The organism is Nocardioides sp. Root240, assembly GCF_001428825.1.
Lineage (GTDB): Bacteria > Actinomycetota > Actinomycetes > Propionibacteriales > Nocardioidaceae > Nocardioides.
This window is the reverse complement of sequence record NZ_LMIT01000002.1, coordinates 642,036-667,862: the sequence shown is the minus strand read 5'-3', so window position 1 is coordinate 667,862 and position 25,827 is coordinate 642,036. Positions and strand designations below refer to the sequence as shown.

Genomic DNA, 25,827 nt, shown 5'->3' with positions numbered 1-25,827 from the left:
GGTCGACGAGCCCTTCCACCTGCTGGTGTGCCGGCCGGCCTGAGGTCCGCCTCCCTCAGCGGCTGGGATCCGGAAGGAGCTCCCGGACCTCCTGCGAGCACCGACAGGCGACGGCCAGCTTCGCTGCCCACGCGAGCGCCTCCTCGCGCGAGGCGACCTCGAGCACCACGAAGCCACCGATGACCTCCTTGGTCTCCGGGAACGGGCCGTCGGTCACCACGCCGTCGACGCCCACGATGCTGGCGCGCTGGTCTTCCAGCCCGCCGCCGTAGACCCAGACTCCGGCCGCCCGCGCCTCCTCGGCCACCGCGACGGTGTCGCGCTCGACGTCCGGCAGGTCCTCGTCCGGGAACACCATCCAGCCGGAGTCGAAGGAGATCAGGTACTGCGTCATCACGTGCCTCCCTTGTCGTGGGCAGCATCGAACGGCCGCCCCTGCCTTGTCCACGAACGGGGTCGGCCGGATACGACATGCACGCTCAGCGTCGGGTCGCGAACCTCGTCAGCAGCACGCCGCCGGGAAACGCACGGGTCTCCACGACGTCCAGGTCCACCCAGCTGTCCAGCGCCGTGAAGTACGGCGTGCCGCCGCCGAGGATGACCGGCGCGGTCACCAGCACGTACTCGTCGATCAGCCCGGCGCGCATGGCCGTCGCGGCGAGCGTGGCGCCGGCGATCTCGAGGGGAGCGCCGTCCTCGGCCTTGAGGCGCGTGATCTCGGCGACAGCGTCACCGGTGAAGAGGCGGGCGTTCCAGTCCACGGCGCTGATAGTGGAGGAGAACACCACCTTCGGCATGGCGAGCCAGCGGCCGGCGTACTCGACGTGGGCGGGGGTGGCGCCCGGCTGGTCGGCCGCGGTCGGCCAGTGAGCACTCATCGTCTGCCACAGTCGCCGCCCGTAGAGCGCCAGACCCGTCGCGGCGACCCGGTCGGACCACCACTGGAACAGCTCGTCGCTCGGAGCGCCCCAGCTGAGGTCGTCGCCCGGCGCGGCGACGTAGCCGTCCACGCTGACGTTCATGGCATAGGTCAGTCGCCGCATGGCATCAGACTCGCAGGTCGTCCGGGAAGCCCGTCCAGCGAAGCTCGTCCGGCAGGTGCGACATGTCGTTGAAGACCACCAGGGCCGGCGGCCTGTTGGTGAAGAAGCGGAGCACCGTCAGTGCGGCGTGCCCGTGGTTGAGACCCAGCCACCGCCAGGACGGGGCATCGAGGGCGTGGCGCACCAGCCAGCCGATCGTGAACGCGTGCGTCACGACGAGGTGGTGGCTGTCCGCGTCGCCGTGCTCCGGTCCGGTCAGCACGCGTACGGCGCGGTCCGCCAGCGTGGCCCCGTGGGCGGCTTCGCTGGGGGACACCTCGCCCAGGAACCCGAACACGTGGTCTGCGTGCTCCGGCGCGACCTCGTCGCGGTCCGGCACGCTCGGCACGTAGTCGCCGGCAGCATCGAGCTGCTGGACCCTGACCTGCGGTCCGGCGAGCTGCCCCACCACGACGCGTGCTGTCTCGGCGGCGCGCGGCAATGGCCCGTGCTGGACCGAGTCCAGGGCCACGGCGCAGAGCCGTCGCCCGAGCAGCGCGGCCTGCTCGACGCCCCGGTCCGTCAACCTGCTGCCGTCGCCCACGGGTTCGGCGTGGCGGGCGAGGTACAGGTGGCGCACGGGCATGTCGCATTCGACCACGGACCGCCAAGAACCGGCGGGGAACCCGGGCTACAGATCCGCACTCCAGCTGCGCACGTGCCCGGCGTGCACGACCGCCCACGCGCCGGTGTCGGGATCGACGATCACGGTGACGGACTGGTCCGCCGTGCCCTGGCCTGCCTCCTCGCAGTCGGACCAGTCGCACACGTGCGTGAGGGTGATGTCGTCACCACTCGGCAGGGTGACCCGCAGCTGCAGCTCTCCCTCGGTGCTCCCGGCCTCATGGGCGACCCGCGTCCAGCCGATCCCTCGCGCCGGCACCAGCGTCCCCGAACGAGCCAGCGCCTCCGTGGCGGCGAGCTTGCGGCGTGCTGCCCCGGGAAGCCGCACGCCCGCGACGACTGCGACGGCGGGCGCATCAACGCAGGGCCACGTCGGCGCGGTCAGCAGAAGCGACGTCCGGCGACAGGTGGCCCACGCCGTCGGAGCGTAGTCGCAACCACTCCTCGCAGATCGCCGATAACGGACATTATGTCATGTCGCGGGAGCGGGAGCCCTCTCGGGTACCTGCGGTGGCGCCATGGCCACTCCCCGCGATCCCCGCGATCCCCGCGACCTCGTCAGCGTCCGCTACCTCGTCAGTTCGCTCAGGCTGCTCCTGAGCGGCTCGACGAGCTCGGGTGTCCACGCGACGTCGGCGGATCCCTCAGGATCGCCCGGACGCAGCCGGATCAACCTGCCGGTGCACCCATCCTGCTGGAGGACCCCTCCGGGAACCTGGTGGAGCTCATGCAGCCTCGCGCACCCTGAAAGCACCTGACATAACGTCGACGAGGGCTCCCCGAGCCCAGGTCACCTCGCGTTGCGGATCCGCTCCGCGAGCTCGGCGGGGTCGACGGTGTCGAGGTCGATCTCGAACAGGTCGCGGTTGCGGCGCAGGCGGTCGTCGTCCCAGTTCCACCAGTCGAAGCCGGTGATCACCTCGATCACCGGCTCCGGGTAGCGCCAGCGGATGAACCGCGCGGGCGCACCGGCCACGAACGCGTACGCAGGCACGTCGCGGGTCACGACACTGCCGGCGCCGATGATGGCGCCGTCGCCGACCTGCACACCCGGCAGGATGATCACCGAGTCGCCGATCCACACCGTGTTGCCGATGTTGACGGGCTCCCGCGGCCCGAGGATCGACTTGGCGCCGATCGTGCGGACCTGCAGGTCCTCCTCGATGTTGAGGTAGTTCATGAGGTGGTTGCCGCTGCGCACGATCAGGCGTCCACCGATCGCGCAGTAGCTGCCGATCGTGCACGGCTCCAGGTACGACGGCTCGCTCATCCGCGTGCCCCGGCCGATCACGACGCCGACGTCCACGTGCGACTTCCGGGCCGCGACGATGTCGTCGCGGTAGAACCGCACGCGGTGCTTGGCGTTGACGAGGCGCCGCTTGTTGACGTTGCGGACCGCACGCAGGAACTGGGCGGTGCTGCGCTTCCAGACCCAGCGTGGCTCGGGGGGAACGGTGGGCTCGATCAGGGGGGACGGGGGCGTCACGGGGCCAGAGGCTACCGGGATCCGCCGTCGGCGTCCGGAGGACCCGCGAGGTCAGCGTTCGCTGACCCGGCCGGCCTCGACGTGCAGCTCGCGGGTGGTCGCGACGGCCGCCAGCATCCGCCGGTCGTGCGTCACCAGGAGCAGCGTGCCGGGGTAGGAGGACAGCGCCTCCTCGAGCTGCTCGATCGCCGGGAGGTCGAGGTGGTTGGTGGGCTCGTCGAGGACGAGCAGGTTCACTCCCCTGGCCTGGAGCAGCGCCAGCGCGGCCCGGGTCCTCTCCCCCGGCGACAGCGTCGACGCCGGTCGTACGACGTGGTCGGTCTTGAGCCCGAACTTCGCCAGCAACGTGCGCACCGGCTCGGGCGCCCAGTCCGGCACCTGTGCCTGGAAGGCATCGACCAGCGGTACGTCGCCCTCGAACAGCCGTCGCGCCTGGTCGACCTCGCCCACGACGACGCCGGGCCCGAGGAAGGCCTCGCCGGAGGTCAGCGGCAGCCGGCCGAGCAGGGCGGCGAGCAGGCTCGACTTGCCGGCGCCGTTGGGACCGGTGATGGCGATCTTCTCGGCCCAACCGAGCTCGAGCGAGACCGGTCCGAACGTGAACGCCCCTCGCTGTACGACGGCCTCCCGGAGCGCCGCGGTGACCGCGCCCGAGCGCGGCGCGGCCGCGATCTCGAGCCGGAGCTCCCACTCCTTGCGCGGCTCTTCGACCTCCTCGAGCCGTTCGAGCGCCCGCTCGGACTGGCGCACCTTGGCGGCCTGCTTCTCACTCGACTCGGCACGGAACCGACGCACCGACTTGTCCGGTTCGTTGTTGATGTTGCGCCGCGCGTTGCGGACACCCTGGGCGGCCCAGGCGCGTTGCGTGGAGGCGCGTGCCTGGAGCTGCGCGACCGTGCCGGCGTACTCGTCGTAGGCCTCGCGAGCGTGGCGGCGGGCGATCTCCCGCTCCTGCAGCCACGACTCGTAGCCGCCGCCGTAGACGTTGATGGCGCGCTGGTGCAGGTCGAGCTCGACGATCCGGTTGACCGTGCGGGCGAGGAACTCGCGGTCGTGGCTGACGATCACGGCAGCGACGGACAGGTCCAGCACGAAGCGCTCGAGCCGGGCGAGGCCGTCGAGGTCGAGGTCGTTGGTCGGCTCGTCGAGCAGGAAGACGTCGTAGCGCGAGAGCAGCAGGCTGGCGAGCCCGGCACGAGCCGCCTGACCGCCGGACAGCGACGTCATCGGCTGCACGAGGTCGACGGCCAGCCCGACGTCGGCACAGACCGCCTCGGCCCGCTCGTCGAGGTCCGGCGCGCCGAGGGCGAGCCAGCGGTCCAGCGCCTCGGCGTACGCGTCGTCGGCGCCGGGCTCCTCCGCCTCGAGCTGCGCGGTGGCGTGGTCGAAGGCGGCCTGCGCCGCCGCCACGCCGGTACGACGGGCGAGGAACTCCCGCACCGTCTCCCCCACGCGCCGCTCGGTCTCCTGCGGCAGGTAGCCGATCGTCGCGGAGGCCGGGGCCAGCGTGACGCTGCCGTCCTCCGGGCTCAGCTCTCCTGCGAGCGTGCGCAGCAGGGTGGACTTGCCGGCCCCGTTGGGGCCGACGAGCCCGATCACGTCGCGGGGTGCGACGACGAGGTCGAGGCCGCTGAACAAGGCAGTGGCGCCGTGGCCGGCGGACAGCCCGTCCACCTTCAGGGTCGCACTCACCGCCGACGCCCAACGCGCTCCGGCCGGGTGAGGATCTCCGCCGCCTTCATCCCTCCATCGTCCCAGAGCCCGCGGCGCGTCCCCCGACCAGGAGGCGAAACGCTCAACGACCCAACGCGCGTTCCTGCGCGGGATCGGGTGCGACCGTGCCCAGGGCTACCTCTTCGGTCGACCGGCGGCGGACCTGGTGGCGTGAACCCTCAGAGTCCGTCGACCCGTGGACGCACCTTCTCGACGAGCTCGGCGGCCCAGGCCTCGGGGTCGTCCGACGCCGGCATGGCGGTGGCCAGCGTGACTCCCAACCGGGCGTACTCCTCCATCTCGCTCGCGAACCGGTCCGCCTCGCCGACCGGGTCACCGAACCAGAGGATCGTCTTGCGGATCGCGTCGTAGTCGCGGTCGAGATCGTCGCAGTGCCGCCGCAGCACCTCGAGCTTGCCCGCCACACCCGACACCCCCTCCCCCGTGAAGAGGTTGCACGCGTCGGCGTACCGGGCGACCATTCGCAGCGTCTTGCGCTCGCCCTGGCCACCGATCATCAGCGGCACCCGGCCCCGCACCGGCCGCGGCAGGCAGATCGTCTCGGCGAGCTGGTAGTGCGTGCCCTCGAACGGCCCGTCGTCGTCGCTCCACATCTGCTCGGAGATCCGGATCGTCTCCTCCAGCCGCTCGAAGCGCTCGGCCAGCGGTGGGAACGGTACGCCGAGGCCCGCATGCTCGCGGTCGTACCAGGCGGCGCCGATCCCCAGCCACGCCCGCCCGCGGGAGAGCACGTCGAGGGTGGAGACGATCTTCGCGAGGAGTCCGGGATGGCGGTAGGTCACCCCGGTCACGAGCAGCCCGAGGTCGACGTTCTCCGTGCGGCCGGCGAGGTAGCCGAGCGTCGTGTATCCCTCGAGCATCGGCTCGAAGGGACCGCCGAAGTCGACCATCTGGAAGTAGTGGTCCATCACGGTGACCAGGGAGATGCCTCCTTGGTCGGCGACCCGCACGGTCGCCTCGAGCCGATCGGCGAGCGTGGAGCGCCAGTCGGGGTGGGTGAAGGTCGCGTAGTGGATGCCGAGGTCCATGCCGCCAACCTATGCCGGTCCCGCACAGGGTGTCTGCGTACGATGCCGCCCATGCGCTCTCGCCTGCTCGCCGGGGTCCCGGCCCTGCTCCTGCTCGCCACCCTGTCCGCCTGCAGCGACGACGGTGACGAGAAGGCGACCGACACCTCGACCGACGCCAGCTCCGACAGCACGGGGACGCCCAGCGACCCCGCCACGACCGAGACCGCCGATGGCGGGGCGCCCGGTTCGGCGTCGTGCACCTACACCCCCGACGGCTCGGGCGGCGACGTCGAGCTGCCGCCGGCCACGGCGGCCTACAGCGGGAAGGTCGGCGCGAAGGTCACGACCTCGATCGGCACGCTGCAGTTCACCCTCGATGCCGACAACGCCCCCTGCACCGTCAACTCGTTCCTGTCCCTGGCCGGCCAGGGCTACTACGACGGCACGTCCTGCCACCGCCTGACCGTGGCAGACGGCTTCAAGGTGCTCCAGTGCGGCGACCCGACCGGCACCGGCGCGGGTGGCCCGGGCTACGCGTACGCCGACGAGCTCAGCGGCTCCGAGACCTACGGCTCGGGCACCCTTGCCATGGCCAACGCAGGTCCCGACACCAACGGCTCGCAGTTCTTCATCGTCTACGGCGACACCGGCCTGCCGCCGAGCTACACCGTCTTCGGCACGGTCGACAAGGCGGGCCTCAAGGCGATCGACGCGGCCGCGGCCGCTGGTGTGACGCCCGCCGGCGCCCAGGACGGCGCGCCCGTCACGCCGGTCAAGATCGAGTCCGTCAAAAAGGACTAGATGAGCAAGTCCAAGGGATCGTGCTCTGAGCGCCGCTCGGCGCCGCGTCGGCAAGGCGTCGGCGCGAAGGCATGCTGGGCGCACGTCGAGCGTCGGCAACGCAGCCGACGTGGATGCTGAGTGGTGCTCAGCGTGCGAGAGCTTGGACTTGCTCATCCAGCCGGCAGGTCGACCCCGGTCAGCTCGACCGAGCGCTCCCACAGTGCGCGGGCGAGCACCTCGTCGTCCGCCTTCGGCGACATCCGCGCGGGCGCCGGCCAGCCCCAGAGCTCGGTGCGCCCGTGCGGACCGATGTAGGTGCCGCCGTCGACGTCGGTCGTCGCGGCGTACACCGTGCAGAGGGCTCCGCGCCACGCCGGCATGCTGACCAGGCGCGAGCCGTGGTGGCCGATCCAGGTGACCACGGGGTGCCCGCTGCCGCTGGTGATGCCGGTCGCGGACGCGCCCGGGTGCGCCGCGACGGCTCGCAGCGGTGAGCCCGAGGCGCGGAGCCGGCGGTCCAGCTCCCGCATGAACAGCAGGTCGGCGAGCTTGGAGTCGCCGTACGCCTGGAAGGGGCGGTAGCCCCGCGTCCTCCAGCCGAGGTCGTCCAGGTCGATCGCGCCGGAGCGGTGCTCGCGCGAGCTGATCACCACCACCCGGTCCGTCAGCAGCGGCACCAGGCCCAGCGTCAGGGCGAAGTGCCCGAGGTAGTTGGTCGCGAAGTGCATCTCGACGCCCTCGGCCGACACGGCGTACGGGACGCCGAGGACACCGGCGTTGTTGATGAGCACGTCGACCGGACGCCCCTCGGCGGCGAGGCCGCTGACGAAGCGGCGCACCGATCCCAGGTCGCTGACGTCGAGCTGGCGGACGACGACCCGGCCCCTGTCGTGCCCCGGGACGGTGCGTGCCGCGGCCTCGGCCTTCTCGACGCTGCGGCAGGCCATCACGACCTCCGCGCCGCGGGAGCCGAGGATCCGGGCGGTCTCGAGGCCGAGCCCCCCGTTGGAGCCGGTGATGACGAATCGCCGCCCCTGCTGGGGAGGCACCTGGGTCCACGGACGCATGGACCGAAGGCTCCCATAGGCTGGCGCGATGAGCAGCGAGAACGTGGTCGTGAGCCTCACCCGCGCCGAGGCCGAGCACCGCGCGGCGGCGCTCACCGTGGCGTCGTACGACGTCGAGCTCGACCTCTCCGTGGCCGACGACGTGTTTGCGTCGCGCACCACGATCAGGTTCGCGAGCACGGCCGCGCACACCTTCGTGGAGGTGAAGCCGCGGGCGCTGCACCGCCTCACCCTCGACGGCGCCGACCTCTCCCCCGACCTGCTCGCGGGAGGCCGGGTGCCGCTCGACCTCTCCGCGGGCGATCACGAGCTCGTCGTCGAGGCGACGATGGGCTTCCGCAACGACGGCGAGGGCCTGCACCGCTCGGTGGACCCGGCCGACGGACGTGCCTACGTCTACGGCATGTCCTTCATGGACGCGGCCCCGTCGGTGTTCGCGTGCTTCGACCAGCCCGACCTCAAGGCCCCGTACACGATGCGGGTGACGGCGCCCGCCGAGTGGCTCGTGCGGGGCAACGCCCCGGCCCGCGAGGTCGGCTCCGAGGGCGCCGTACGACGCTGGGAGCTCGGCCCCACGCCACCTCTGGCGACCTACTTCGTCACCGTGGTCGCCGGTCCCTACCACCTGCTCGACGACGAGCACGACGGCATCGCGCTGGGCCTGAGCTCGCGGCAGAGCCTCGCCCGGACGCTGGACCGCGAGGCCGACGAGCTGTTCACCCTGACCCGGCAGTCCTTCGACGAGCTGCACCGGCTGTTCGGCGTGCGCTACCCGTTCGGCGACTACCACCAGGCGTTCGTGCCCGAGTTCAACGCCGGCGCGATGGAGAACCCGGGCTGCGTGACGATCCGCGACCCGCTGCTGTTCGAGAGCGCCAGCACCCGCGCCGACCGCAGCTTCCGCGCCGCGCTGGTCGCCCACGAGATGGCCCACCAGTGGTTCGGCAACATCGTCACGCCCAAGTGGTGGGACGACCTGTGGCTCAACGAGTCCTTCGCCGAGTACATGGGCTACCGCGTCATCGCCGACGCCACCCAGTACGACGACGCGTGGATCCACCAGTCCTACGCCCGCCGCGTCTGGGGCATCACCGCCGACTCGCGCCCGACGACGCACCCGGTCGCCGGCAACCCGGCCGAGGACGCGCTCTCGGCCCTGCAGAACTTCGACGGCATCTCCTACGCCCGTGGCTCCAACGTGCTGCGGCAGCTCGCCCACCGGCTGGGCGACGAGGCCTTCCTCGGTGGGGTGCGGGAGCACTTCGCACTGCACCGGTTCGGCAACGCGACCATGCACGACCTGTTCGCGAGCTGGGAACGAGCAGCAGGTGGCGCCGCCCTGAGCGGGTTCGTGCAGGACTGGTTGCTGACGCCGGGGCCGGACGTGCTGACGATCGACCGGGCGGCAGGCGTGGTGCGGCGGAGCTCGCCGGCGTCGTACCCGGCTGAGCGGACGCACCTGCTCGACGTCGCCGTCCACCGCGGCGGGGAGTGGGAGGCCGCACCGGCGCGACTCACCTCGGCGGAGACACCGCTCGAGGTCGGCGACTCCCCCGTCCTGCTGGACGCCACCGAGGCGACCTGGGCGGTGTGCCCGCCCGACGCCGTGACGATGGCCGCGCTGCCCGCGCTGCTGCCGGCGATGGCCGACCCGCAGCTGCGCGCGACGACGTGGAACAGCGTCCGGCTGGCGCTCTTCGACGGTGCCGTCACGCCTGCAGAGGTCGCCGACCTGCTCGTCGCGGCGCCGCCCGTGGAGGACACGTCCGACGGCGTCCGCGGCCTGCTCACGTGGACCTTCTCGAACGCGCTGATGGTCGCGCCCGAGGGCACGGCCGAGCGCTACCACGCGGCGGTGCGGGCGAGCCTCGACCGACTCGACGCCGGCTCCGAGCTGCAGCTGTCGGCGTTCCGCGCCGCACTGCTCTCGGCCGGGGACGTGGACCAGCTGGGGCGCTGGGCGGCGGGCGAGGACCTGCCGGACGGCATTGCGCCCGACACGGACCTGCGGTGGAAGGCCCTGCGCCGGCTCGCCGAGATCGGCGGCACCGACCGCGCGGCCCTGGACGCGTTGCTCGCCGCGGACCCGAGTGGCACGGCGACGGTCCACCACGCCCGCGCGGTCGCCTCGCTCCCCACCCCCGAGGCCAAGGCGTTCGCCTGGGCCCGGGCGACCGGCGAGGTGTCGGTCGCCAACTACGAGATCGAGGCGGCGGGCCTCGGCATGTGGCGCCCCGACCAGGTCGGGCTCACCCAGAGGTACGCCGACGACTACTTCGCGCACCTCGACGAGATCGTCGCCGCCCACCAGGGCTGGGTGCAGGGTGTCGTCGTCGCTGCGTTCTTCCCGATCACGCACCTCTCCCCCGCGACGGTGGAGGCCGCCCGGGCCGCCCTCGAGCGCGATCTCCCGGGCGCCGTACGCCGACGCCTGACCGACCACCTCGACGAACTGGAGCGCCGCCTCGCGGTGATCGTTGCTTGATCGCCGGGTGATCGCCGGGTGACCGGCGTGGCCCCGGGCATTGTGTCGGGCCCCGCTGTTTGACTGTCCCCATGGTCGTTCTGCTCGCTCTCCTCGTCGGTCTCCTGCTCGGTGCGGGGGTCGGCTGGCTGGTGCGCCAGGCCACCCTCGTCCCCGCCGAGCCGCCGGCCCCCGCCGAGGACCCGGCGCTGGTGGCCGCGCGCCACGAGCTCGCCCTGGCCGAGCTGCGTCAGCAGGAGGCGGCGGTCCGCTCGGCCATCGAGGCCGACCTCGCCGCCGCGCAGACCAGTGCCGACGAGCTCCGGCAGGCGCTGCAGGCCGCCCGCGAGCAGCACCAGGCGCTCGCCGAGCACCAGCGCCAGGCCCAGCGCGAGCGCGAGCAGGTCCAGCGCGAGCGGGAGAGCGCCGAGGCCGGCCAGACCCAGGTCCTCAAGACGCTGACCCCGGTGGTCGAGCACCTCCGCTCCATGCAGCGCAAGGTCGACGACCTCGAGAAGGCGCGCGTCCAGCAGCACACCGAGCTGGCCACCCAGATCAGGCACACCCAGCGCTCGGTCGAGGACTCCCGCAAGGCCGCCGACACCCTCGCCCAGGTCCTGAAGAACAACGCCGTCCGCGGCGCCTGGGGCGAGACCCAGCTGCGCACGCTGGTCGAGACCGCTGGCCTGCTCAACCGGGTCGACTTCGAGCTGCAGCACACGATGGACGCCGACTCGGGTGCCCGTCGCCCCGACATGGTGATCAACCTGCCGGGCGGCAAGCAGATGGCGATCGACGCCAAGGTGCCCTACAACGCGTTCATGGACGCCCACCGCGAGGGCATCGACCCCGAGGTGCGCCAGCGCCTGCTCGAGGACCACGCCCGCAAGGTGCGCGGCCACGTCGACGTCCTGGCCCGCAAGGGCTACTGGACCGGCCTGACCACGAGCCCGGAGTTCACGGTCGCCTTCATCCCCAACGAGCAGCTCCTCAACGCCGCCCTCGAGGTCGACCCGTCGCTGCAGGAGCACGCCTTCAAGCAGGGCGTCGTGCTGGCCACCCCGACCAACCTCTGGGGCCTGCTCAAGACGGTCGCCTTCACCTGGAAGCAGGAGGCCCTCACCGAGGACGCCCAGGCCCTCTTCGACCTCGGCCAGGTCCTCTACCGCCGCATCCTGAAGATGTCCGAGCACGTCGACAAGCTCGGCCGCTCCCTCCAGCGCAGCGTCAAGGACTACAACGCGTTCACCGGCTCGCTCGAGCGCTCCGTGCTCCCGGCTGCGCGCAAGCTCAACGCCGCCGATCCCCTCGCCTCGATCCCCGCACCCAAGGAGATCGAGGAGTCCCCCAAGGCCCTCACCAGCAGCGAGTTCGCCGCCATCGCCGACCTCGACCGCGACGAGCTCACCTTCGACTTCGACGTCACCGACGCCGACGTCGTCGACGACTCCCAGGCGGGATGAGCAAACCTTTACCATCCGGGGCGGGCGTCGCTCCGAAGCGTGTGTGACAGATCACTCTCGCTCCGGAGGTCACCATGCGCAACGTCTCGCCCAGCTCAGCCCTCGTCGTCGGATTCTCCGCCCTCGCCCTGACCGTGGGCGGTGCCACCTGGGCGACCGCCCAGCAGGGCAACCCCTCGGAGAACGGACGTCCGGGCCAGGAGCGCTGGCTGCTGGTCAACGCCAACGGTGAGATCGAGGCCCAGTCGGGCGGCTTCACCGTCGCCGCGGCCTATCCCACCCTGGCCAACACGTCGACGACCGGCGACAACTCGCTGCGCGCTGCAGGCAACGTCTACATCGACGCGGGCGAGAGCCTCGGTGACAACGGCATCGTCGCCACCATCGCGCTGCAGAACCAGCTCGACCAGAACGGCGACGCGATCACCAACGGCCGAGCCGCAGGTCCGGACGCGAACCCCGAGTTCTCCGGGGAGATCTCCGCCACCGTGTGCGGCCTGGCCGGGGTCGTGGCGTGTGCACCCGGCGGCACCAACAACGACCGTCACTTCGTGGTCAGCCCGCGCAACAGCGACGGCTCGGTGACCCAGGCGGGTGCACGCAAGCGGTTCTACATCGTCGTGACCAGCGACTGACCGCGGCGCCTGCCGTCAGGCACTGCCCTCGACGCCGACCCCGCCGGACAGGTCGACCGTCCGGCGGGAGTTGGCGAGGGAGGTGACGGTGGCGGTGCCGAAGGATCCGTCGCGGTCGAACACCTCAGCTGTTCCGACGGCGATCCCGGCCGACGCCAGGTGGTCCGTGGCCCGCAGCCCGATCGAGATCCCGGTGGCAGCCCGCGTCAGGGCGAGCGAGATGTCGGTGTTGATGTACTCCACCCCACCCGCTCCCCAGTTGGTCACCATGCTCGTCGCGTCCGCGATCGACGCGACGGCCTGGAAGGGTGTGCACGCCTCGCCGAGCACGATCGGTACGGCGATGTGCCACGTCGCGTGGCGTCCGCCGTTCTGGTGCTCGCCGAAGTTGTCCGACCACGGCGCATCGCTGGCGAAGATCGGGACGTGGTGCTCGACGTCGTCCGGCGCGATCTCCCGTGGCGGCGGCGTCGGCCGCGGCTCGGGCGAGGACCACACCGCGCCGGAGGCGTTCTCGGACGGCAGCAGGAAGGTCGCGCTCGCGCGCGCCATGACCTCACCCTCCTGCTCGACGACCGCGTCGACGAGGGTCAGTCGCGGGCCTTCCTTGACGATCGTCGCCCGGGCGCTGGTGGGGGCCATCCGTGCCGGACGGAACAGGTCGACGTGGTACCGCGCGGGCACCAGCTCGGTCCGCCCGGCATCCGCGACGACGGCCTCGAGGGCGCGGGCCAGCAGGCCGCTGACGGCGACACCGTGCATCTGGTCGGCGCGCCACAGGCTCTGTGCCAGGGGCTGGGGCTCGAACAGGTCCCCGTTGCGCCGGAACCAGCAAAACTGGAACGTGTTCTCGTTCATGCACCCATCATGCCGGATGCCCGCCGGGGATGCTCACCCCCGGGGCGTAGGGCGTGCGGGTGTAGACGAACGTGGCGCACTCGAGGCTCGCGACCTCCTGCGCCGGGCCGCGCCGGACGAGCAGTCGTTCGCCGCGGTGGTAGCCCTCCGTGCCGAGCCAGCCGTCGGGGCCGGCGACGAAGCGCTCGTGGAGCTCGGCGGTCCGCAGGTCGCGCGCGACCAGCTCGCCGTCGATCCACTCGAAGCCGAAGCCGGTGTTGCCCCAGAACCACAGCCCGAGCAGGGAGGCGACCTCGCCCGGCACCGGGGACGACGACGGCGTCCACCGCGAAGCGGCCGGCGCCGGCAGCAGTCCGGTCAGCGTCGCGGGCACCAGCTCGGGGCGCAGCCCCGTGGTGGCGTCGGCCAGCGCGACGACGGCGTCGCGGGTGGCACGGTCGACGAACAACGATGCCTGGAATCCGGGCATGGAGCCGGTGTGGCCGATCCAGGTGCGCTCGCCGACCTGCAGCCGGCGCAGCCCCAGCCCGTAGGCGTCGACGTCGTCGTCGGCAGGCGCCGCCATCTCGGCCAGCGTCTCCACCGCGAGCACGTCGGGATGCCCGGCGGCCAGGAAGTCGGCCCAGCGCAGCAGGTCCGCGACCGTGCTCCACAGCTGCCCGGCCGGCGCCATCGCTCCGGTGTCGGCGTGGGGCTCGGCCGTCAGCGTGTGCGCGAAGTGGTCGACGCTGCGGCCGGGGGCGTGGTCCCTCGGAGTCCGGTACGACGTGGCGCTCATGCCCAGCGGGCCGAGCAGCCGCTGCTGCACCACCTCCCACCAGCTCGCACCCCGGAGCCGGGCGACGACCTCGCCGAGGAGCGCGAAGCCGAGGTTGGAGTAGTGGTAGAGCTCCCCCGCCGAGGCCACCCGGCCGGAGCCGTCGTTCGCCGCCATCAGCGCGTCGAACGAGCCGCCCTCGACCCGCTCCCACCACGACCCGGCGGGCTCGCTCTGCAGGCCGCCGGTGTGCGACAGGAGCTGGCGCAGGGTGACCGGGGCGTAGCCGGTCTCCGGCACGAACCGGCCCACGGGATCGGTCAGGTCCAGCCGTCCCTCGTCGCGCAGCTGGAGAACGAGCACCGCGGTGAGGGTCTTGGTGATCGACCCGATCCGGTACGCCGAGCCCACGGACAGCTCGGGCGCGTCCGGCAGCACCGAGACGCACCCGGTCCAGGTGCACGCGCCGCCCAGGGCGACGCCCGCGACGACCGACGGCAGCCGGCCCGCGCCCTGGAGCGCGGCCAGCCGCTCGTCGTACGGGGTGGTCACTCGGCGTAGGCGTCCATCGGCGGGCACGCGCACACCAGGTTGCGGTCGCCGTAGGCCTGGTCGATGCGGGCGACCGGCGGCCAGTACTTGTCGACGGTGATGCCGGCCGGGAAGACCGCCACCTCGCGGGAGTACGCGCGGTCCCACTCGCCGACCAGGGCGCGGGCGGTGTGCGGCGCGTGGTGCAGGGGCGAGGCGTCGACGGCCCACTCCCCCGCCGCCACCTGGTCGATCTCGCCCTTGATCGCGATCATGGCGTCACAGAACCGGTCCAGCTCGGCGAGGTCCTCGGACTCGGTCGGCTCCACCATCAGCGTGCCGGCGACCGGGAACGACATCGTCGGCGCGTGGAAGCCGTAGTCGATGAGTCGCTTCGCGACGTCGTCGACCGAGACGCCCGTCTCCGCGGTGATGCCGCGCAGGTCGAGGATGCACTCGTGGGCGACCAGGCCGGACTCGCCGCGGTAGAGCACCGGGAAGTGCTCGCCGAGGCGGGCCGCGACGTAGTTGGCCGACAGCACCGCGACGGCGGTCGCGCGGGTCAGGCCCTGCGCACCCATCATCCGGATGTAGGCCCACGAGATCGGCAGGATCCCGGCCGAGCCGTACGGCGCCGCGCTGATCGCGCCCGTGCCCGCGCGCCGGTCGGCGTCGGGGTGCAGCGGGTGCGTCGGGAGGTACGGCGCCAGGTGCGCGCGCACCGCGACCGGACCCACGCCGGGACCGCCGCCGCCGTGGGGGATGCAGAAGGTCTTGTGGAGGTTGAGGTGCGAGACGTCGCCGCCGAACTTGCCGGGCTGGGCGTAGCCGAGCAGGGCGTTGAAGTTGGCGCCGTCGACGTAGACCTGGCCGCCGTGCTCGTGGACCAGGTCGCAGAGCTCGGTGATGGTCTCCTCGTAGACGCCGTGCGTCGACGGGTAGGTCACCATGATCGCGGCGAGGGTCTCGGAGTACTGCTCGCACTTCGCGCGCAGGTCGTCGAGGTCGACGGTGCCGTCGTCTCCTGCCTTCACCACGACGACCTTCATGCCGACCATGACCGCCGACGCCGGGTTGGTGCCGTGGGCCGACGACGGGATCAGGCAGACGTCGCGCTGGCCCTGCCCGTTGGCGCGGTGGTAGTTGCGGATCGCGAGCATGCCCGCGAACTCGCCCTGCGCACCGGCGTTCGGCTGGATGGAGACCCGGTCGTAGCCGGTGACCTCGGCGAGCCAGTCCTCGAGCTGCTCGATCATGACGCGGTAGCCGTCGGCATCCGCGGCGGGGACGAACGGGTGGAGGTTGGCGAAGCCGGCGAGCGAGATCGGCTCCATCTCGGTGGTCGCGTTGAGCTTCATCGTGCAGGAGCCGAGCGGGATCATGCCGCGGTCGAGCGCGTAGTCGCGGTTCGACAGCCGCGCCAGGTAGCGCAGCATCGAGGTCTCGTTGTGGTGGGTGTTGAACACCGGGTGGGTCAGGAACTCGGTGGTGCGCTCGAGGTCCTCGGGCAACCCGGCCTCTCCCTCGGCCGACACGGCGCTCACCCCGAAGGCGGCCAGCACGGCGACCAGCGTCGCCTCGCCGGCGGACTCGCCGAACGCGATGCCCACGGTGTCGGAATCGACGAGGCGCAGGTGGACGGACGCCTCCCGGGCCGCGGCGACGACGGCCTCGGCGCGGCCGGGCACCCGGACGTTCAGGGTGTCGAAGAAGCTCTCGTTGACGACCTCGATGCCGGCTGCGGCGAGGGAGGCCGCGGCGCGGCGGGCCAGCCCGTGGATGTCGCCGGCGATCTCCTTGAGGCCCTGCGGGCCGTGGTAGACGGCGTACATGCCGGCGGTCACGGCGAGCAGCACCTGGGCGGTGCAGATGTTGGACGTCGCCTTGTCGCGGCGGATGTGCTGCTCGCGGGTCTGCAGGGCGAGCCGGTAGGCCGGGCGGCCCTCGGCGTCGACCGAGACACCGACCAGGCGACCCGGCAGCTGCCGCTCGAGGCCCTCGCGGACGCTGATGAAGCCGGCGTGCGGACCGCCGTAGAACAGGGGGACGCCGAAGCGCTGCGCCGAGCCGACGACGACGTCGGCACCGAGCGTGCCGGGCGCCTCGAGCAGGGTGAGTGCGAGCAGGTCGGCGGCGACGACGGCCAGGCCGCCGCGCTCGTGGACGGCGTCGATGACGGGTTTGATGTCGGCGATCCGGCCGGAGGCGCCGGGGTACTGGATCAGGACGCCGGACACCTCACCCTCGGGCAGGCCGTCGGTCAGGTCGGCGACGAGGATCTCGACCCCGATGCCCTCGGCGCGGGTGCGGACGACGTCGATGGTCTGCGGGAGCGCATCGGCGTCGATGACGAACGGGCCGGAGGCCTTGCGGTTGGCGCGGAAGGCCAGCGCGACGGCCTCGGCCGCCGCCGTACCCTCGTCGAGGAGGGACGAGCCCGAGGTGGTCAGGCCCGTGAGGTCGGAGACCATCGTCTGGAAGTTGATGAGCGCCTCGAGGCGGCCCTGCGAGATCTCCGGCTGGTAGGGCGTGTAGGCGGTGTACCAGCTCGGGTCCTCGAGCACGTTGCGGCGGATGACCGCGGGCGTCACGGTCGCGTGGTAGCCCAGGCCGATCATCGGCTCGCCCGGCCCGTTCGCGCCGGCAAGGGCGCGCAGCTCTGCAGCGGCGGCCTCCTCGGAGACGGCGTCGGGCAGCGACAGCTCGTCGGCCGAGCGGATGGACTTCGGCACCGCGGCGTCCATCAGGGCGTCGATGGACGCGTAGCCGAGACGGTCGAGCATGGTCTCGACCTGGTCGTTGTCGGGACCGATGTGTCGGTTGACGAAGGGGGCGCTCATCAGCAGGCAGGCTTCCTCGGGGATCGAAAAGGATCGAGCCCTCCCCCTCTGTCGGCGCGTCACTGCGCCTCCAGAGTTGCCTGCTCCGCACGGTCCGGGCGCCTGAGAGGTTCCGGGGAGGAATTGCCCCTTCGGCGCAGGCCCACGTCAGCGACGCGTCCTGACTCTCCCGTGCGGGATGAACAGCGGGTACAGATTACAACGAAAGGCGCGCTCAGCCGGCGTTGCGGGCCGCACGGCGCGCAGCGAGCTCGTCGCCCGAGACGTCCTCGGCCTGCTCGGTCTCGCTGGCGCTCTCACTGGGCAGCTGCGCGAGCGTGCCCTCGATCTCACGCCACACGCCGCCGATGGCGATGCCGAACACGCCCTGACCGCCCTGGAGAAGGTCGATGACCTCGTCATTGCTGGTGCACTCGTAGACCGAGGCGCCGTCGCTCATCAGCGTGACCTGGGTCAGGTCGTCGGTGCCCCGCTCGCGCAGGTGGCTGACGGCGGTGCGGATGTTCTGCAGCGAGATGCCCGCGTCGAGAAGACGCTTGATGATCTTGAGGATCAGGATGTCGCGGAAGCTGTAGAGCCGCTGCGAGCCGGAGCCCTTGGCGCCGCGGACGCTCGGCTCGATCAGGCCGGTGCGAGCCCAGTAGTCGAGCTGGCGGTAGGTGATCCCCGCGGCGTTGCACGCGGTCGGACCGCGGTAGCCGAGGTCACTGGGAAGCGGGGACACGTCGTCGGTGAAGAGCAGACCCTGCTCCTCGGCGACAGCCGTTGCTGCGGCCGTGTCCTGACCGACCTTCTCGGGCTGCTGCTCGTTCACGGGTCCTCCGCAGGATTCAAGGGGCACTGCATTGCACTGCTGTCATTCACGACTTCATCAAGGTACGGCGCCGGTGTCGGGCCGGTCAAAGACGTCACCGGGCGTGTCGTCAAAAACCCTCAGGCTCAACTTGAGGCTGAGGGACTGTCCGTCACTGTCCGGACTCGAAGTCCTCCGGCGACACGTGGTCGAGGAACTCGCGGAAGGCCTCGACCTCGTCCTCCTCCTCGGCCGGCGCGGAGATGCCGGCCTCGGCCAGGACGTCGTCGGAGCAGTAGATCGTCGTACCGGTGCGCAGGGCGAGGGCGATCGAGTCGGACGGCCGCGCGCTCACCTCGACACCGGACGCCAGGACCAGCGTCGCGAAGAACACGCCGTCCTTGACGTCGGTGATCCGGACCTCCGACAGCTCGCTGCCGGTCGCGGCCAGGAGCTCCTTCATCAGGTCATGCGTCAGCGGCCGGGGTGGGACGACACCCTGTTGCGCGAACGCGATCGCCGTGGCCTCCACGGCGCCGATCCAGATCGGCACGTAGCGGTCCCCGGACGTCTCGCGCAGCAGCACGATGGGCTGGTTGGACGGCATCTCCACCCGGACTCCCAGGACATCCACCTCGCGCATGTCCTCAGCCTACTGCGCTGGCGGTCGCCCCCATCGGGGGTGGGCGGCGCGGTCGGCGAAGTTGTTGCGGTTTGGTCCCAAACCGCAACAATTCGGCCTCCGGATCTGCAGTTCCTGCCCAATGGAGGGGCCTCCCAACGCCAGCGGGCGCAGCGGGGTGTGGCCGCAGGATCGACGTCGAAACAGTTGCGGTTTGGTCCCAAACCGCAGAAAACAGGCCGCGGAACCTGCAGTTCCTGCCCAAACGCAGGGATCACGACCGCCCGGCGGTCAGATGCGCCGCAGACCCGCCTTGACCAGCGTCGCGTGCAGACGGACGGAGAGGGCGGCGATCTCGCTGACCTGCTCCTCGGCGCGTGCGGCCGCACCGGCGTCGCGGCCGCGGCGAGGGGTCACGACCTGCTGGATCAGCCCGACCTCGCGGTCGGCGGCGGCACGGAAGCCGCGGAGGTGGCGGGGCTCGATGCCGAAGTCGGCGAGCTCGCTCGCGGTCTGCGCGATCACCAGGGCGTCGGTGTCGTAGTGCCCGGTCGCCGACGGCGTGATGAGGGCGAACTCCTCGAGCTGGGCAAGCAGTGCCTCGTCGATCTCGGCCACCTTGATGAGCTCCTTGCGCGAGAGCCGCAGCTTGTCGGTACGGCGGAAGGACTCCGGTGCGGGCATGCCGTCGGAGCCGATGGCGACCTTGGGCACGGTCGGGACGACCGGCTCGGGTGCGGGCGGCTCGAGGCCGCGCTCCATCGCGTCGAGGTGCTCCCCGATCACCTTCAGCGGGAGGTAGTGGTCGCGCTGCATCCGCAGGATGTAGCGCAGCCGGCCGATGTCGGAGGTGGAGAACTTGCGGTAGCCCGCCGGCGTGCGCTCCGGCTTGATCAGGCCCTCGGACTCGAGGAAGCGGATCTTCGGGATGCTGATGTCCTCGAAGTCCGTGCGCAGCAGGTCGAGGACCTGACCGATGTTGAGCAGCGGCTCCCGCTCGCCGCGGGCGACGGCAGCGACCACGACGTCAGTGGCTCTCGTGACCCGCGAAGAAGACCAGGCGGTACTTGCCGACCTGGACCTCGTCGCTGTCCTTCAGGTGCGCCTTCTCGATGCGGTCGCGGTTGACGTAGGTGCCGTTGAGGCTCCCGGCGTCCTCGACGGTGAAGCTGTCGCCCGCGCGGCGGAAGACGGCGTGGCGGCGCGAGACCGTGACGTCGTCGAGGAAGATGCCGCTCTCGGGGTGGCGCCCCGCGGAGACCTCGTCGGCGTCGAGCAGGAACCTGCTCCCGGCGCCGGGACCCTTCTGCACGACGAGGAGCGCGTGGCCAACGGGCAGCGCGTCGACCGCAGCGGCGTCGACGGCGCTCAGCGCGCGGTCGGACGTCTCGGCCCGGTCGGTCGCACCGGCGCCGAACTGGATGGTCGCGGTCGCGTCGGTGGGTACGGCGGGCACGGTCTGCGTGGCGTCGGGCTCGACGAGCCGGGTGCCGCACTGCGAGCAGAAGCGGGCGTCGTCAGGGTTCTGCCGGCCACAGGCGGTGCAGAACGGCATCTGGAAACTCCTTGGGTCCGGGACGGCTGGTTACGAACGTACCGGATCAGGCGTCGAGCTGGGCCTCGTACGCGGCCGCGTCGAGAAGTCCGTCGACGTCGGCGGGGGTGGCGGGCACGACCTCGAAGAGCCATCCGGCGCCGTAGGGGTCGTTGTTGACCAGCTCGGGGGTGGCGTCGAGCGCTTCGTTGACGGCGACGATCTCGCCGGTGACCGGGGCGTAGACGTCGCTGACGGACTTGGTCGACTCGAGCTCACCGCACGCGTCGCCGGCCGTGACGGCAGCGCCCACCTCGGGCAGCGAGACGTAGACGATGTCGCCGAGGGCGTCCTGGGCGAAGTCCGTGATGCCGACGCGGACCGAGCCCGCGGCCTCGCCGGGCGAGCGCAGCCACTCGTGCTCGACGGTGTACTTGAGATCAGCCGGGTTCGTCATGGCGGCAAGGCTAGGGCATGGCCGCGACATCACGGTGGATGCCCCGACAGCTACTGGCCCTGATCGGGCAGGGCGTAACGCGTCTCGTCGCGATCGGTGACGGCCTCGATGTCGACGGCACGCAGCTGGCGCACGTCGACCTCTCCCCCGTCGTCCTCGATCTGCTTCTTGGGCCCGAGGGTGAAGGAGATCGCGCCGGCGAGGACGTCGGGCTCCCCGATGGCGTCGATGACGTACGGCGCCTCGACCCGCTCGCCGTCGATGAGGAAGCCGCCCTCGGTCTCCTCGATGGAGGTCTGGGCGACGACACGGACCGTGCCGTTGATCGCGATCGCCTCGGCGCCGACGGTGCGCAGGCTCTGGATCGTGTCGAGCATCGTCGACAGGCGGATCCGGCCCTCGTCCTCGGTGATGGTGATCCGCGCGCCCGGGCCGGTGACCGGCACCAGCCCGGCGAGGATCGTCAGGGTGTCGACCTCGGTCTCGGCCTGGTCGAGCGCGGTCTGCCGCTTGGTGGTGTCGTCGCGCAGGTCGGACGCGACGCCCTCGAGCCGGTCGATCTCGGCCTCGGTGCGCTGGCGGGTGCCCGACAGCGCGCTGAACAGGTCGATGAGCTCCTGCTCACGCAGGCCCGAGTAGGTGTCGTCGGTGCCGGCGACGCGGACCTGGGTGACGGCTGCGAAGCCGACCAGCGCCATCAGCAGACCCGCGACGACCTGCCGCCGCGACGGACGCAGCAGTGCTCGCTTGAGCCGGTCGGTCGGTGTCACCTGCGGGCCGGGCGCCGCCGCGGGTGCAGGCGGATCCGGCTCCGGCACCACGTCCGGGTCGGGCTCGGCGGGGTCAGGCATGGAACACGTGCCTCCGGATGGCTGCCACGTTGGTGAAGATCCGGATGCCGAGGACGACGACGACGCCGGTCGAGAGCTGCCCGCCGACGCCGAGGCGGTCGCCGAGGTAGACGATGCCGGCCGCGATCACAACGTTGCTGAGGAAGGAGACGACGAAGACCTTGTCGTCGAAGATCCCGTCGAGGTAGGCGCGCAGTGCGCCGAACACCGCGTCGAGGGCCGCCACGACCGCGATCGGGAGGTACTGCTCGAGGGAGAGGGGCACGTCGGGCTGGAACACCAGGCCCAGTCCGATGCCGACCAGTAGTCCGAGCACCGCGATCACGGGGCGCCACCTCCATCGACCTTGGGGTTGGGTTGGTAGGTCGCCGACCGCAGCACCCGCAGCGAGGCGGGCGCGGCCGGCAGCCGCAGGTCGTCCTCATTCTCCACGTCGTAGGAGAAGCCGAACGTGTTGACCCGCGAGATGAACTGCAGCCCGCTCTGCGTGTCGACGAACCGCGACGACAGCGCGCCCCGGTCACCGACCGCCAGGACCGTGTACGGCGGCGCGATCCCGATCAGGTTGACCTCGATCGCGTCGCCCGAGGTCCGGATGCCGCTCGCCGCCGTCAGGCGCTGGCCGTTGACGGCGATGGCCTCCGCGCCGGCCTCCCAGAGGCCGTTGGCCAGCAGGGCGATGTCGCTGTCGCGGACCTGGTGGTCCTCGTCGGCGTACTGCTCGTTGTCGAGGGTGACCCGGATGCCGTCGCCGCGGACCACCTCGAAGCCCGTCAGCGCGCCGAGGCTGGCGCGGCGGGCCTGCACGTCGCCGTACCGGGAGCCGAGGCTGCGCAGGCGGTCCTCGGCCGCCGTGTTGTCCTTGCGCAGCGCCGCGATCTGGTCCTGGAGGTCGGCGACCGCGCTGCGGCGGGCCTCGATGCGGCCGATCAGCGTGGCCCGGCTGGCGTCGTCGACGTCGGCGTTCGCATTGGTCTGCACCGCCGCGACCGTCACCAGCATCGCGAAGACGGCGACGACGCCCACCACGGCGACCCGCAGCCCGGCGCTCTCTCGCTCGTCCGGGCCGCGCCGTGAGGCGGCGGTCTGGTAGTCCCGGTCCAGCGCCTCCTGGGTGATCAGGGCGAGGAGCGGGGTGCGGGCGCGGTCGACGGGCTCGGTGGACATTGCCTACCGTCCGCCCGAGCGGTTGCGGGGCTCGGTCGTCGCGAGCAGCTTGCGGACCTGCCAGGCGTAGAGCACGCCGGCCCACCAGTAGAGCCCGATCCCCCAGCCGGCGAGCGACCAGCCGAAGACCTTGGCCAGCGTCGCGACGGTGCCGTCGCCGTCGCCGAGGAGGAGCAGCGGGAAGGCGTAGAGCAGGTTGAACGTGGCGGCCTTGCCGAGGAAGTGGACCGGCAGGGCGCTGTAGCCGCGGGTGCGCAGCAGCGGCACGAGGCCCCACAGCAGCAGGTCGCGCAGCGGCAGCGACAGCGCCACCCACCACGGGATGACGTCGCGCAGGGCCAGCCCGACCACGACGGCGAGGATGTAGAGCCGGTCGGCGACGGGGTCGAGCAGGCGGCCGAGCTCGGAGGTCTGGTCGAGCTTGCGGGCCAGCCAGCCGTCGAGGAAGTCGGTGACGCCGGAGACCATCAGCACGACGAGCGCCCAGACGTCGGCCTCGGGGCCGAGGACCAGCCAGAGGAACAGGGGTACGCCGAGCAGGCGCGAGGCGCTGATCGCGTTCGGAACGGTCAGCACCCGATCGGTCGAACGCCCGTTGCGCGTCACCGCCTCACCCACGGACGACACCCTATGACGTCGCCGTGTCATCGGAGTGCGCCGCGTCGCGGATCTCTCCGACGAGCTCCTCGATCACGTCCTCGAGGGCGGCGACCCCGAGCGTCGTGCCGTCCGCCGCGACCACCCTCGCCATGTGCGCGCCGCGGCGCTGGAGCACCTCGAGCGCGTCGTGGAGCAGGGTGTCGGAGCTGACCGTCGCGAAGGGCCGGATCCAGCGGTCGGCGACCGGGCGCTCGCGACGCTCCTCGTCGGGCTCCAGCACGTCCTTGATGTGGAGGTAGCCGACCAGCTCGCCCTCGGCGGTGACCGGGAAGCGGCTGAAGCCGGTCGCGGCACAGAGGGCCTCGACGTCGGCCCCGGTCGAACCGCGGACGACGGTCGACAGCGAGTCGGGGGTCATGGTCACCTCCGCGACCGTCTTCTCGGTGAACCCGAGCGCGCCGGAGAGGCGGTCGTACTCGTCCTCCGCGAGCAGGCCCTCGCCGTGCGACTCCTCGACCAGCGCCGCGACCTCCTCGCGGGTGTAGGTGCTGCCGAGCTCGTCCTTCGGCTCGATCCGCACCAGGCGCAGGATGGCGTTGGCGACCGCGTTGATCGAGACGATCAGTGGGCGCAGCACCAGCACGACGCCGTACATCGGAGGCCCGAGGAGCAGCGCGGCCCGGTCGGGGCCGGCGATGGCGATGTTCTTGGGCACCATCTCGCCGAGCACGACGTGGAGGAAGACCACGATCGTCATCGCGATCACGAAGGCGACCGGGTGCAACCACTCGTCGGGCACGTGCAGCTCGTGGAAGACCGGCTCGATCAGGTGCGCGAGCGCGGGCTCGCCGACGGCACCGAGGCCGAGCGAGCAGACCGTGATGCCGAGCTGGGCGCCCGCCATCATCTGCGAGACCTGCTCCATCGCGGTCAGCGTGATCTTCGCCATCCGCGACCCGGCCTGGGCGCGCGGCTCGATCTGGCTGCGGCGAGCGGAGATCAGCGCGAACTCGGCGCCGACGAAGAAGGCGTTGGCCGCGAGCAGCGCGACGGCGAGCAGGACGCCACCGAAGTCACCCATCGGTCGGGTCCTCCTCGTGCGGCACGTCCTCGACGCGCAGGGTCAGTCGGTCGATGCGCAGGCCGTCCATGTGGTCGACGGTCAGCACCGCCCGGCGGGGCGGCACGTCCTCGTCGTCCCCTACCACCGGCAGCGGTACGACGGCGTGGTCGCCCGTCGACGGGATCCGGCCCAGCACCTTGAGCACCAGTCCGGCCACCGTGTCGTAGTCCTCGTTCTCGGGCAGCTGGACGCCGGTGAGGTCCTCGACCTCGTCGGGACGGAGCAGTCCGGACAGCGACCAGGTGCCGTCGCGGCGCAGGCGCCCGCGGCTCCCCAGCCGGTCGTGCTCGTCGGCGATGTCGCCGACGATCTCCTCGATGACGTCCTCGAGGGTGACGATGCCCGCGTGGTCGCCGTACTCGTCGAGCACGATCGCCATCTGGAAGCCGTCGGCACGCAGCAGCGCGAGCAGCGGGTCGAGGCGCAGCGAGTCCGGCACCACGATCGGCTTGGCCATCAGGTGCTTGACCTTGGTGGTCGCCCGCTCGTGGAGCGGCAGCGCCACGGCGTTCTTGACGTGCACCGTGCCGACGACCGCGTCGGTGTCGTCGAGGACCGGGAAGCGGGAGTTGCCGGTCTCGCGCGCGAGGGCGATGACGGCGCTGGCGCGGTCGTTGATCTCGAGCGAGCGGGTCCGGACCCGTGGGGTCATGATCTCGCCGGCCGTGCGGGTGCCGAACTCCACCGAGCGCTCCATCAGCTCGGCAGTGTCGGCGTCGAGGGTTCCCTCGTCGGCGGAGCGCTGGATCAGCGAGGCCAGCTCGGTGACGCTGCGCGCCGAGCGCAGCTCCTCCTGCGGCTCGATGCCGAAGCGGCGCACGATCGCGTTGGCGCTGCCGTTGAGCACCTTGATCGGGCCGCGGGCCACCGCGGTGAACCCGCGCATCGGGCCCTGGGTCAGGCGTGCGGTGGCGTAGGGCAGCGAGATCGCGACGTTCTTCGGGACCAGCTCGCCGATCAGCATCGTCAAAAGCGTGCTCAGCACCAGGCCCGTCGTCACGGCGATCGGTCCGACGGCGCCCTCGGAGACGCCGGCGTCCTCGAGCGGCCCGCGGAGCAGCTCCGCGATCGCGGGCTCGGCCAGGAAGCCGATGGCCAGGTTGGTGATCGTGATGCCGACCTGCGCCCCTGACAGCTGCGTCGACAGCGCGCGGAGCGCCTTCTGCACGCCGATCGCGGTGGCGTCGCCGGCGGCGGCGTCGCGGTCGACCTGGTTGCGGTCGACGGTGACGAGCGCGAACTCGGCGGCGACGAAGAGCCCGCAGGCCAGGACGAGCAGGATGGCGAGCCCCAGCAAGAGCCAGGCGGTCATCGAGGTCCTTCGTGAGTGGAGCGGGGAGCCACCA

The 25,827-nt window shown here is 71.7% G+C and carries 26 protein-coding genes and 1 riboswitch; of the genes, 4 read left to right on the top strand and 22 right to left on the bottom strand.

Annotated elements, in window-relative coordinates:
* Window positions 1-55: 55 nt before the first annotated feature.
* The 7 genes from ASE20_RS06240 to ASE20_RS06205 form a co-directional block, all read right to left on the bottom strand.
* The gene (locus ASE20_RS06240) at window positions 56-394 is read right to left on the bottom strand and encodes a YciI family protein (RefSeq protein ID WP_056893636.1); all 339 of its coding nucleotides are present in this window, start codon (window positions 392-394) and stop codon (window positions 56-58) included.
* Between the two features lie 85 nt (window positions 395-479).
* Entirely contained in the window at window positions 480-1,043 is a 564-nt protein-coding gene (locus ASE20_RS06235) for a dihydrofolate reductase family protein (protein ID WP_056893635.1), read from the bottom strand.
* Between the two features lie 4 nt (window positions 1,044-1,047).
* Window positions 1,048-1,668, bottom strand: a complete 621-nt coding sequence (locus ASE20_RS06230) for a histidine phosphatase family protein (protein ID WP_056893634.1) — start codon at window positions 1,666-1,668, stop codon at window positions 1,048-1,050.
* A gap of 45 nt (window positions 1,669-1,713) precedes the next feature.
* Window positions 1,714-2,034 carry a hypothetical protein gene (locus tag ASE20_RS06225; RefSeq protein ID WP_056893633.1) on the bottom strand — a complete coding sequence of 107 codons (321 nt, stop codon included), beginning with the start codon at window positions 2,032-2,034 and terminating at the stop codon, window positions 1,714-1,716.
* A 462-nt stretch (window positions 2,035-2,496) separates the two neighbouring features.
* A complete protein-coding gene (locus tag ASE20_RS06215) occupies window positions 2,497-3,192 on the bottom strand; it encodes a CatB-related O-acetyltransferase (protein ID WP_056893631.1) in 696 nt (231 codons plus the stop codon).
* A gap of 51 nt (window positions 3,193-3,243) precedes the next feature.
* Window positions 3,244-4,884: an ABC-F family ATP-binding cassette domain-containing protein gene (locus ASE20_RS06210; protein WP_056893630.1), complete on the bottom strand. Its 1,641-nt coding sequence runs from the start codon at window positions 4,882-4,884 to the stop codon at window positions 3,244-3,246.
* 200 nt (window positions 4,885-5,084) lie between these two features.
* Complete coding sequence (locus ASE20_RS06205) at window positions 5,085-5,954, bottom strand: LLM class F420-dependent oxidoreductase (protein ID WP_056893629.1); 870 nt, start codon at window positions 5,952-5,954, stop codon at window positions 5,085-5,087.
* Window positions 5,955-6,005: 51 nt separating this feature from the next.
* Here ASE20_RS06205 and ASE20_RS06200 point away from each other — a divergent pair, with 51 nt between their 5' ends.
* Complete coding sequence (locus ASE20_RS06200) at window positions 6,006-6,737, top strand: peptidylprolyl isomerase (protein ID WP_056893628.1); 732 nt, start codon at window positions 6,006-6,008, stop codon at window positions 6,735-6,737.
* Window positions 6,738-6,889: 152 nt separating this feature from the next.
* On the opposite strand, the gene ASE20_RS06195 is transcribed toward ASE20_RS06200, so the two are convergent.
* Window positions 6,890-7,786, bottom strand: coding sequence for an oxidoreductase (locus ASE20_RS06195; RefSeq protein WP_056893884.1), 897 nt, complete (start codon window positions 7,784-7,786; stop codon window positions 6,890-6,892).
* Between the two features lie 28 nt (window positions 7,787-7,814).
* Here ASE20_RS06195 and pepN point away from each other — a divergent pair, with 28 nt between their 5' ends.
* From pepN to ASE20_RS06180, 3 genes are all read left to right on the top strand, one after another.
* Entirely contained in the window at window positions 7,815-10,271 is a 2,457-nt protein-coding gene (pepN, locus tag ASE20_RS06190; protein WP_056893627.1) for an aminopeptidase N, read from the top strand.
* Between the two features lie 71 nt (window positions 10,272-10,342).
* A complete protein-coding gene (gene rmuC / locus ASE20_RS06185; protein ID WP_157538613.1) occupies window positions 10,343-11,713 on the top strand; it encodes a DNA recombination protein RmuC in 1,371 nt (456 codons plus the stop codon).
* Between the two features lie 74 nt (window positions 11,714-11,787).
* The gene (locus ASE20_RS06180) at window positions 11,788-12,348 is read left to right on the top strand and encodes a hypothetical protein (RefSeq protein WP_056893626.1); all 561 of its coding nucleotides are present in this window, start codon (window positions 11,788-11,790) and stop codon (window positions 12,346-12,348) included.
* A 15-nt stretch (window positions 12,349-12,363) separates the two neighbouring features.
* On the opposite strand, the gene ASE20_RS06175 is transcribed toward ASE20_RS06180, so the two are convergent.
* The 14 genes from ASE20_RS06175 to ASE20_RS06110 form a co-directional block, all read right to left on the bottom strand.
* Complete coding sequence (locus ASE20_RS06175) at window positions 12,364-13,206, bottom strand: acyl-CoA thioesterase domain-containing protein (RefSeq protein ID WP_056893625.1); 843 nt, start codon at window positions 13,204-13,206, stop codon at window positions 12,364-12,366.
* A gap of 7 nt (window positions 13,207-13,213) precedes the next feature.
* Window positions 13,214-14,515, bottom strand: a complete 1,302-nt coding sequence (locus tag ASE20_RS06170) for a serine hydrolase domain-containing protein (RefSeq protein WP_056893624.1) — start codon at window positions 14,513-14,515, stop codon at window positions 13,214-13,216.
* A complete protein-coding gene (gcvP, locus tag ASE20_RS06165) occupies window positions 14,512-17,334 on the bottom strand; it encodes an aminomethyl-transferring glycine dehydrogenase (RefSeq protein WP_056893623.1) in 2,823 nt (940 codons plus the stop codon). Before gcvP ends, ASE20_RS06170 begins: the two co-directional genes overlap by 4 nt.
* An 80-nt stretch (window positions 17,335-17,414) precedes the next feature.
* Window positions 17,415-17,516: riboswitch (glycine riboswitch) on the bottom strand.
* Between the two features lie 32 nt (window positions 17,517-17,548).
* The gene (locus ASE20_RS06160) at window positions 17,549-18,148 is read right to left on the bottom strand and encodes a MerR family transcriptional regulator (RefSeq protein WP_056893622.1); all 600 of its coding nucleotides are present in this window, start codon (window positions 18,146-18,148) and stop codon (window positions 17,549-17,551) included.
* Between the two features lie 151 nt (window positions 18,149-18,299).
* Window positions 18,300-18,770, bottom strand: coding sequence for a bifunctional nuclease family protein (locus tag ASE20_RS06155; RefSeq protein ID WP_056893621.1), 471 nt, complete (start codon window positions 18,768-18,770; stop codon window positions 18,300-18,302).
* 270 nt (window positions 18,771-19,040) lie between these two features.
* Window positions 19,041-19,772 carry a MerR family transcriptional regulator gene (locus tag ASE20_RS06150; protein WP_056893620.1) on the bottom strand — a complete coding sequence of 244 codons (732 nt, stop codon included), beginning with the start codon at window positions 19,770-19,772 and terminating at the stop codon, window positions 19,041-19,043.
* Window positions 19,773-19,776: 4 nt separating this feature from the next.
* Window positions 19,777-20,304 (bottom strand): FHA domain-containing protein, encoded by a 528-nt coding sequence (locus ASE20_RS06145; protein WP_056893619.1) that lies wholly within the window; start codon window positions 20,302-20,304, stop codon window positions 19,777-19,779.
* Between the two features lie 46 nt (window positions 20,305-20,350).
* A complete protein-coding gene (gene gcvH, locus ASE20_RS06140) occupies window positions 20,351-20,740 on the bottom strand; it encodes a glycine cleavage system protein GcvH (RefSeq protein WP_056893618.1) in 390 nt (129 codons plus the stop codon).
* 50 nt (window positions 20,741-20,790) lie between these two features.
* Window positions 20,791-21,591 (bottom strand): DUF881 domain-containing protein, encoded by an 801-nt coding sequence (locus ASE20_RS06135; RefSeq protein WP_082612186.1) that lies wholly within the window; start codon window positions 21,589-21,591, stop codon window positions 20,791-20,793.
* On the bottom strand, window positions 21,584-21,916 hold the full coding sequence (locus ASE20_RS06130; protein ID WP_056893617.1) for a small basic family protein: 333 nt from the start codon (window positions 21,914-21,916) through the stop codon (window positions 21,584-21,586). The genes ASE20_RS06135 and ASE20_RS06130 overlap by 8 nt, the downstream gene beginning before the upstream one ends.
* Window positions 21,913-22,758: a DUF881 domain-containing protein gene (locus ASE20_RS06125; protein WP_056893616.1), complete on the bottom strand. Its 846-nt coding sequence runs from the start codon at window positions 22,756-22,758 to the stop codon at window positions 21,913-21,915. The genes ASE20_RS06130 and ASE20_RS06125 overlap by 4 nt, the downstream gene beginning before the upstream one ends.
* A gap of 3 nt (window positions 22,759-22,761) precedes the next feature.
* Window positions 22,762-23,406: a CDP-alcohol phosphatidyltransferase family protein gene (locus ASE20_RS06120; protein WP_082612185.1), complete on the bottom strand. Its 645-nt coding sequence runs from the start codon at window positions 23,404-23,406 to the stop codon at window positions 22,762-22,764.
* Complete coding sequence (locus ASE20_RS06115) at window positions 23,387-24,439, bottom strand: hemolysin family protein (protein ID WP_056893615.1); 1,053 nt, start codon at window positions 24,437-24,439, stop codon at window positions 23,387-23,389. The genes ASE20_RS06120 and ASE20_RS06115 overlap by 20 nt, the downstream gene beginning before the upstream one ends.
* Complete coding sequence (locus ASE20_RS06110) at window positions 24,432-25,793, bottom strand: hemolysin family protein (RefSeq protein WP_056893614.1); 1,362 nt, start codon at window positions 25,791-25,793, stop codon at window positions 24,432-24,434. The genes ASE20_RS06115 and ASE20_RS06110 overlap by 8 nt, the downstream gene beginning before the upstream one ends.
* Window positions 25,794-25,827 lie beyond the last annotated feature (34 nt).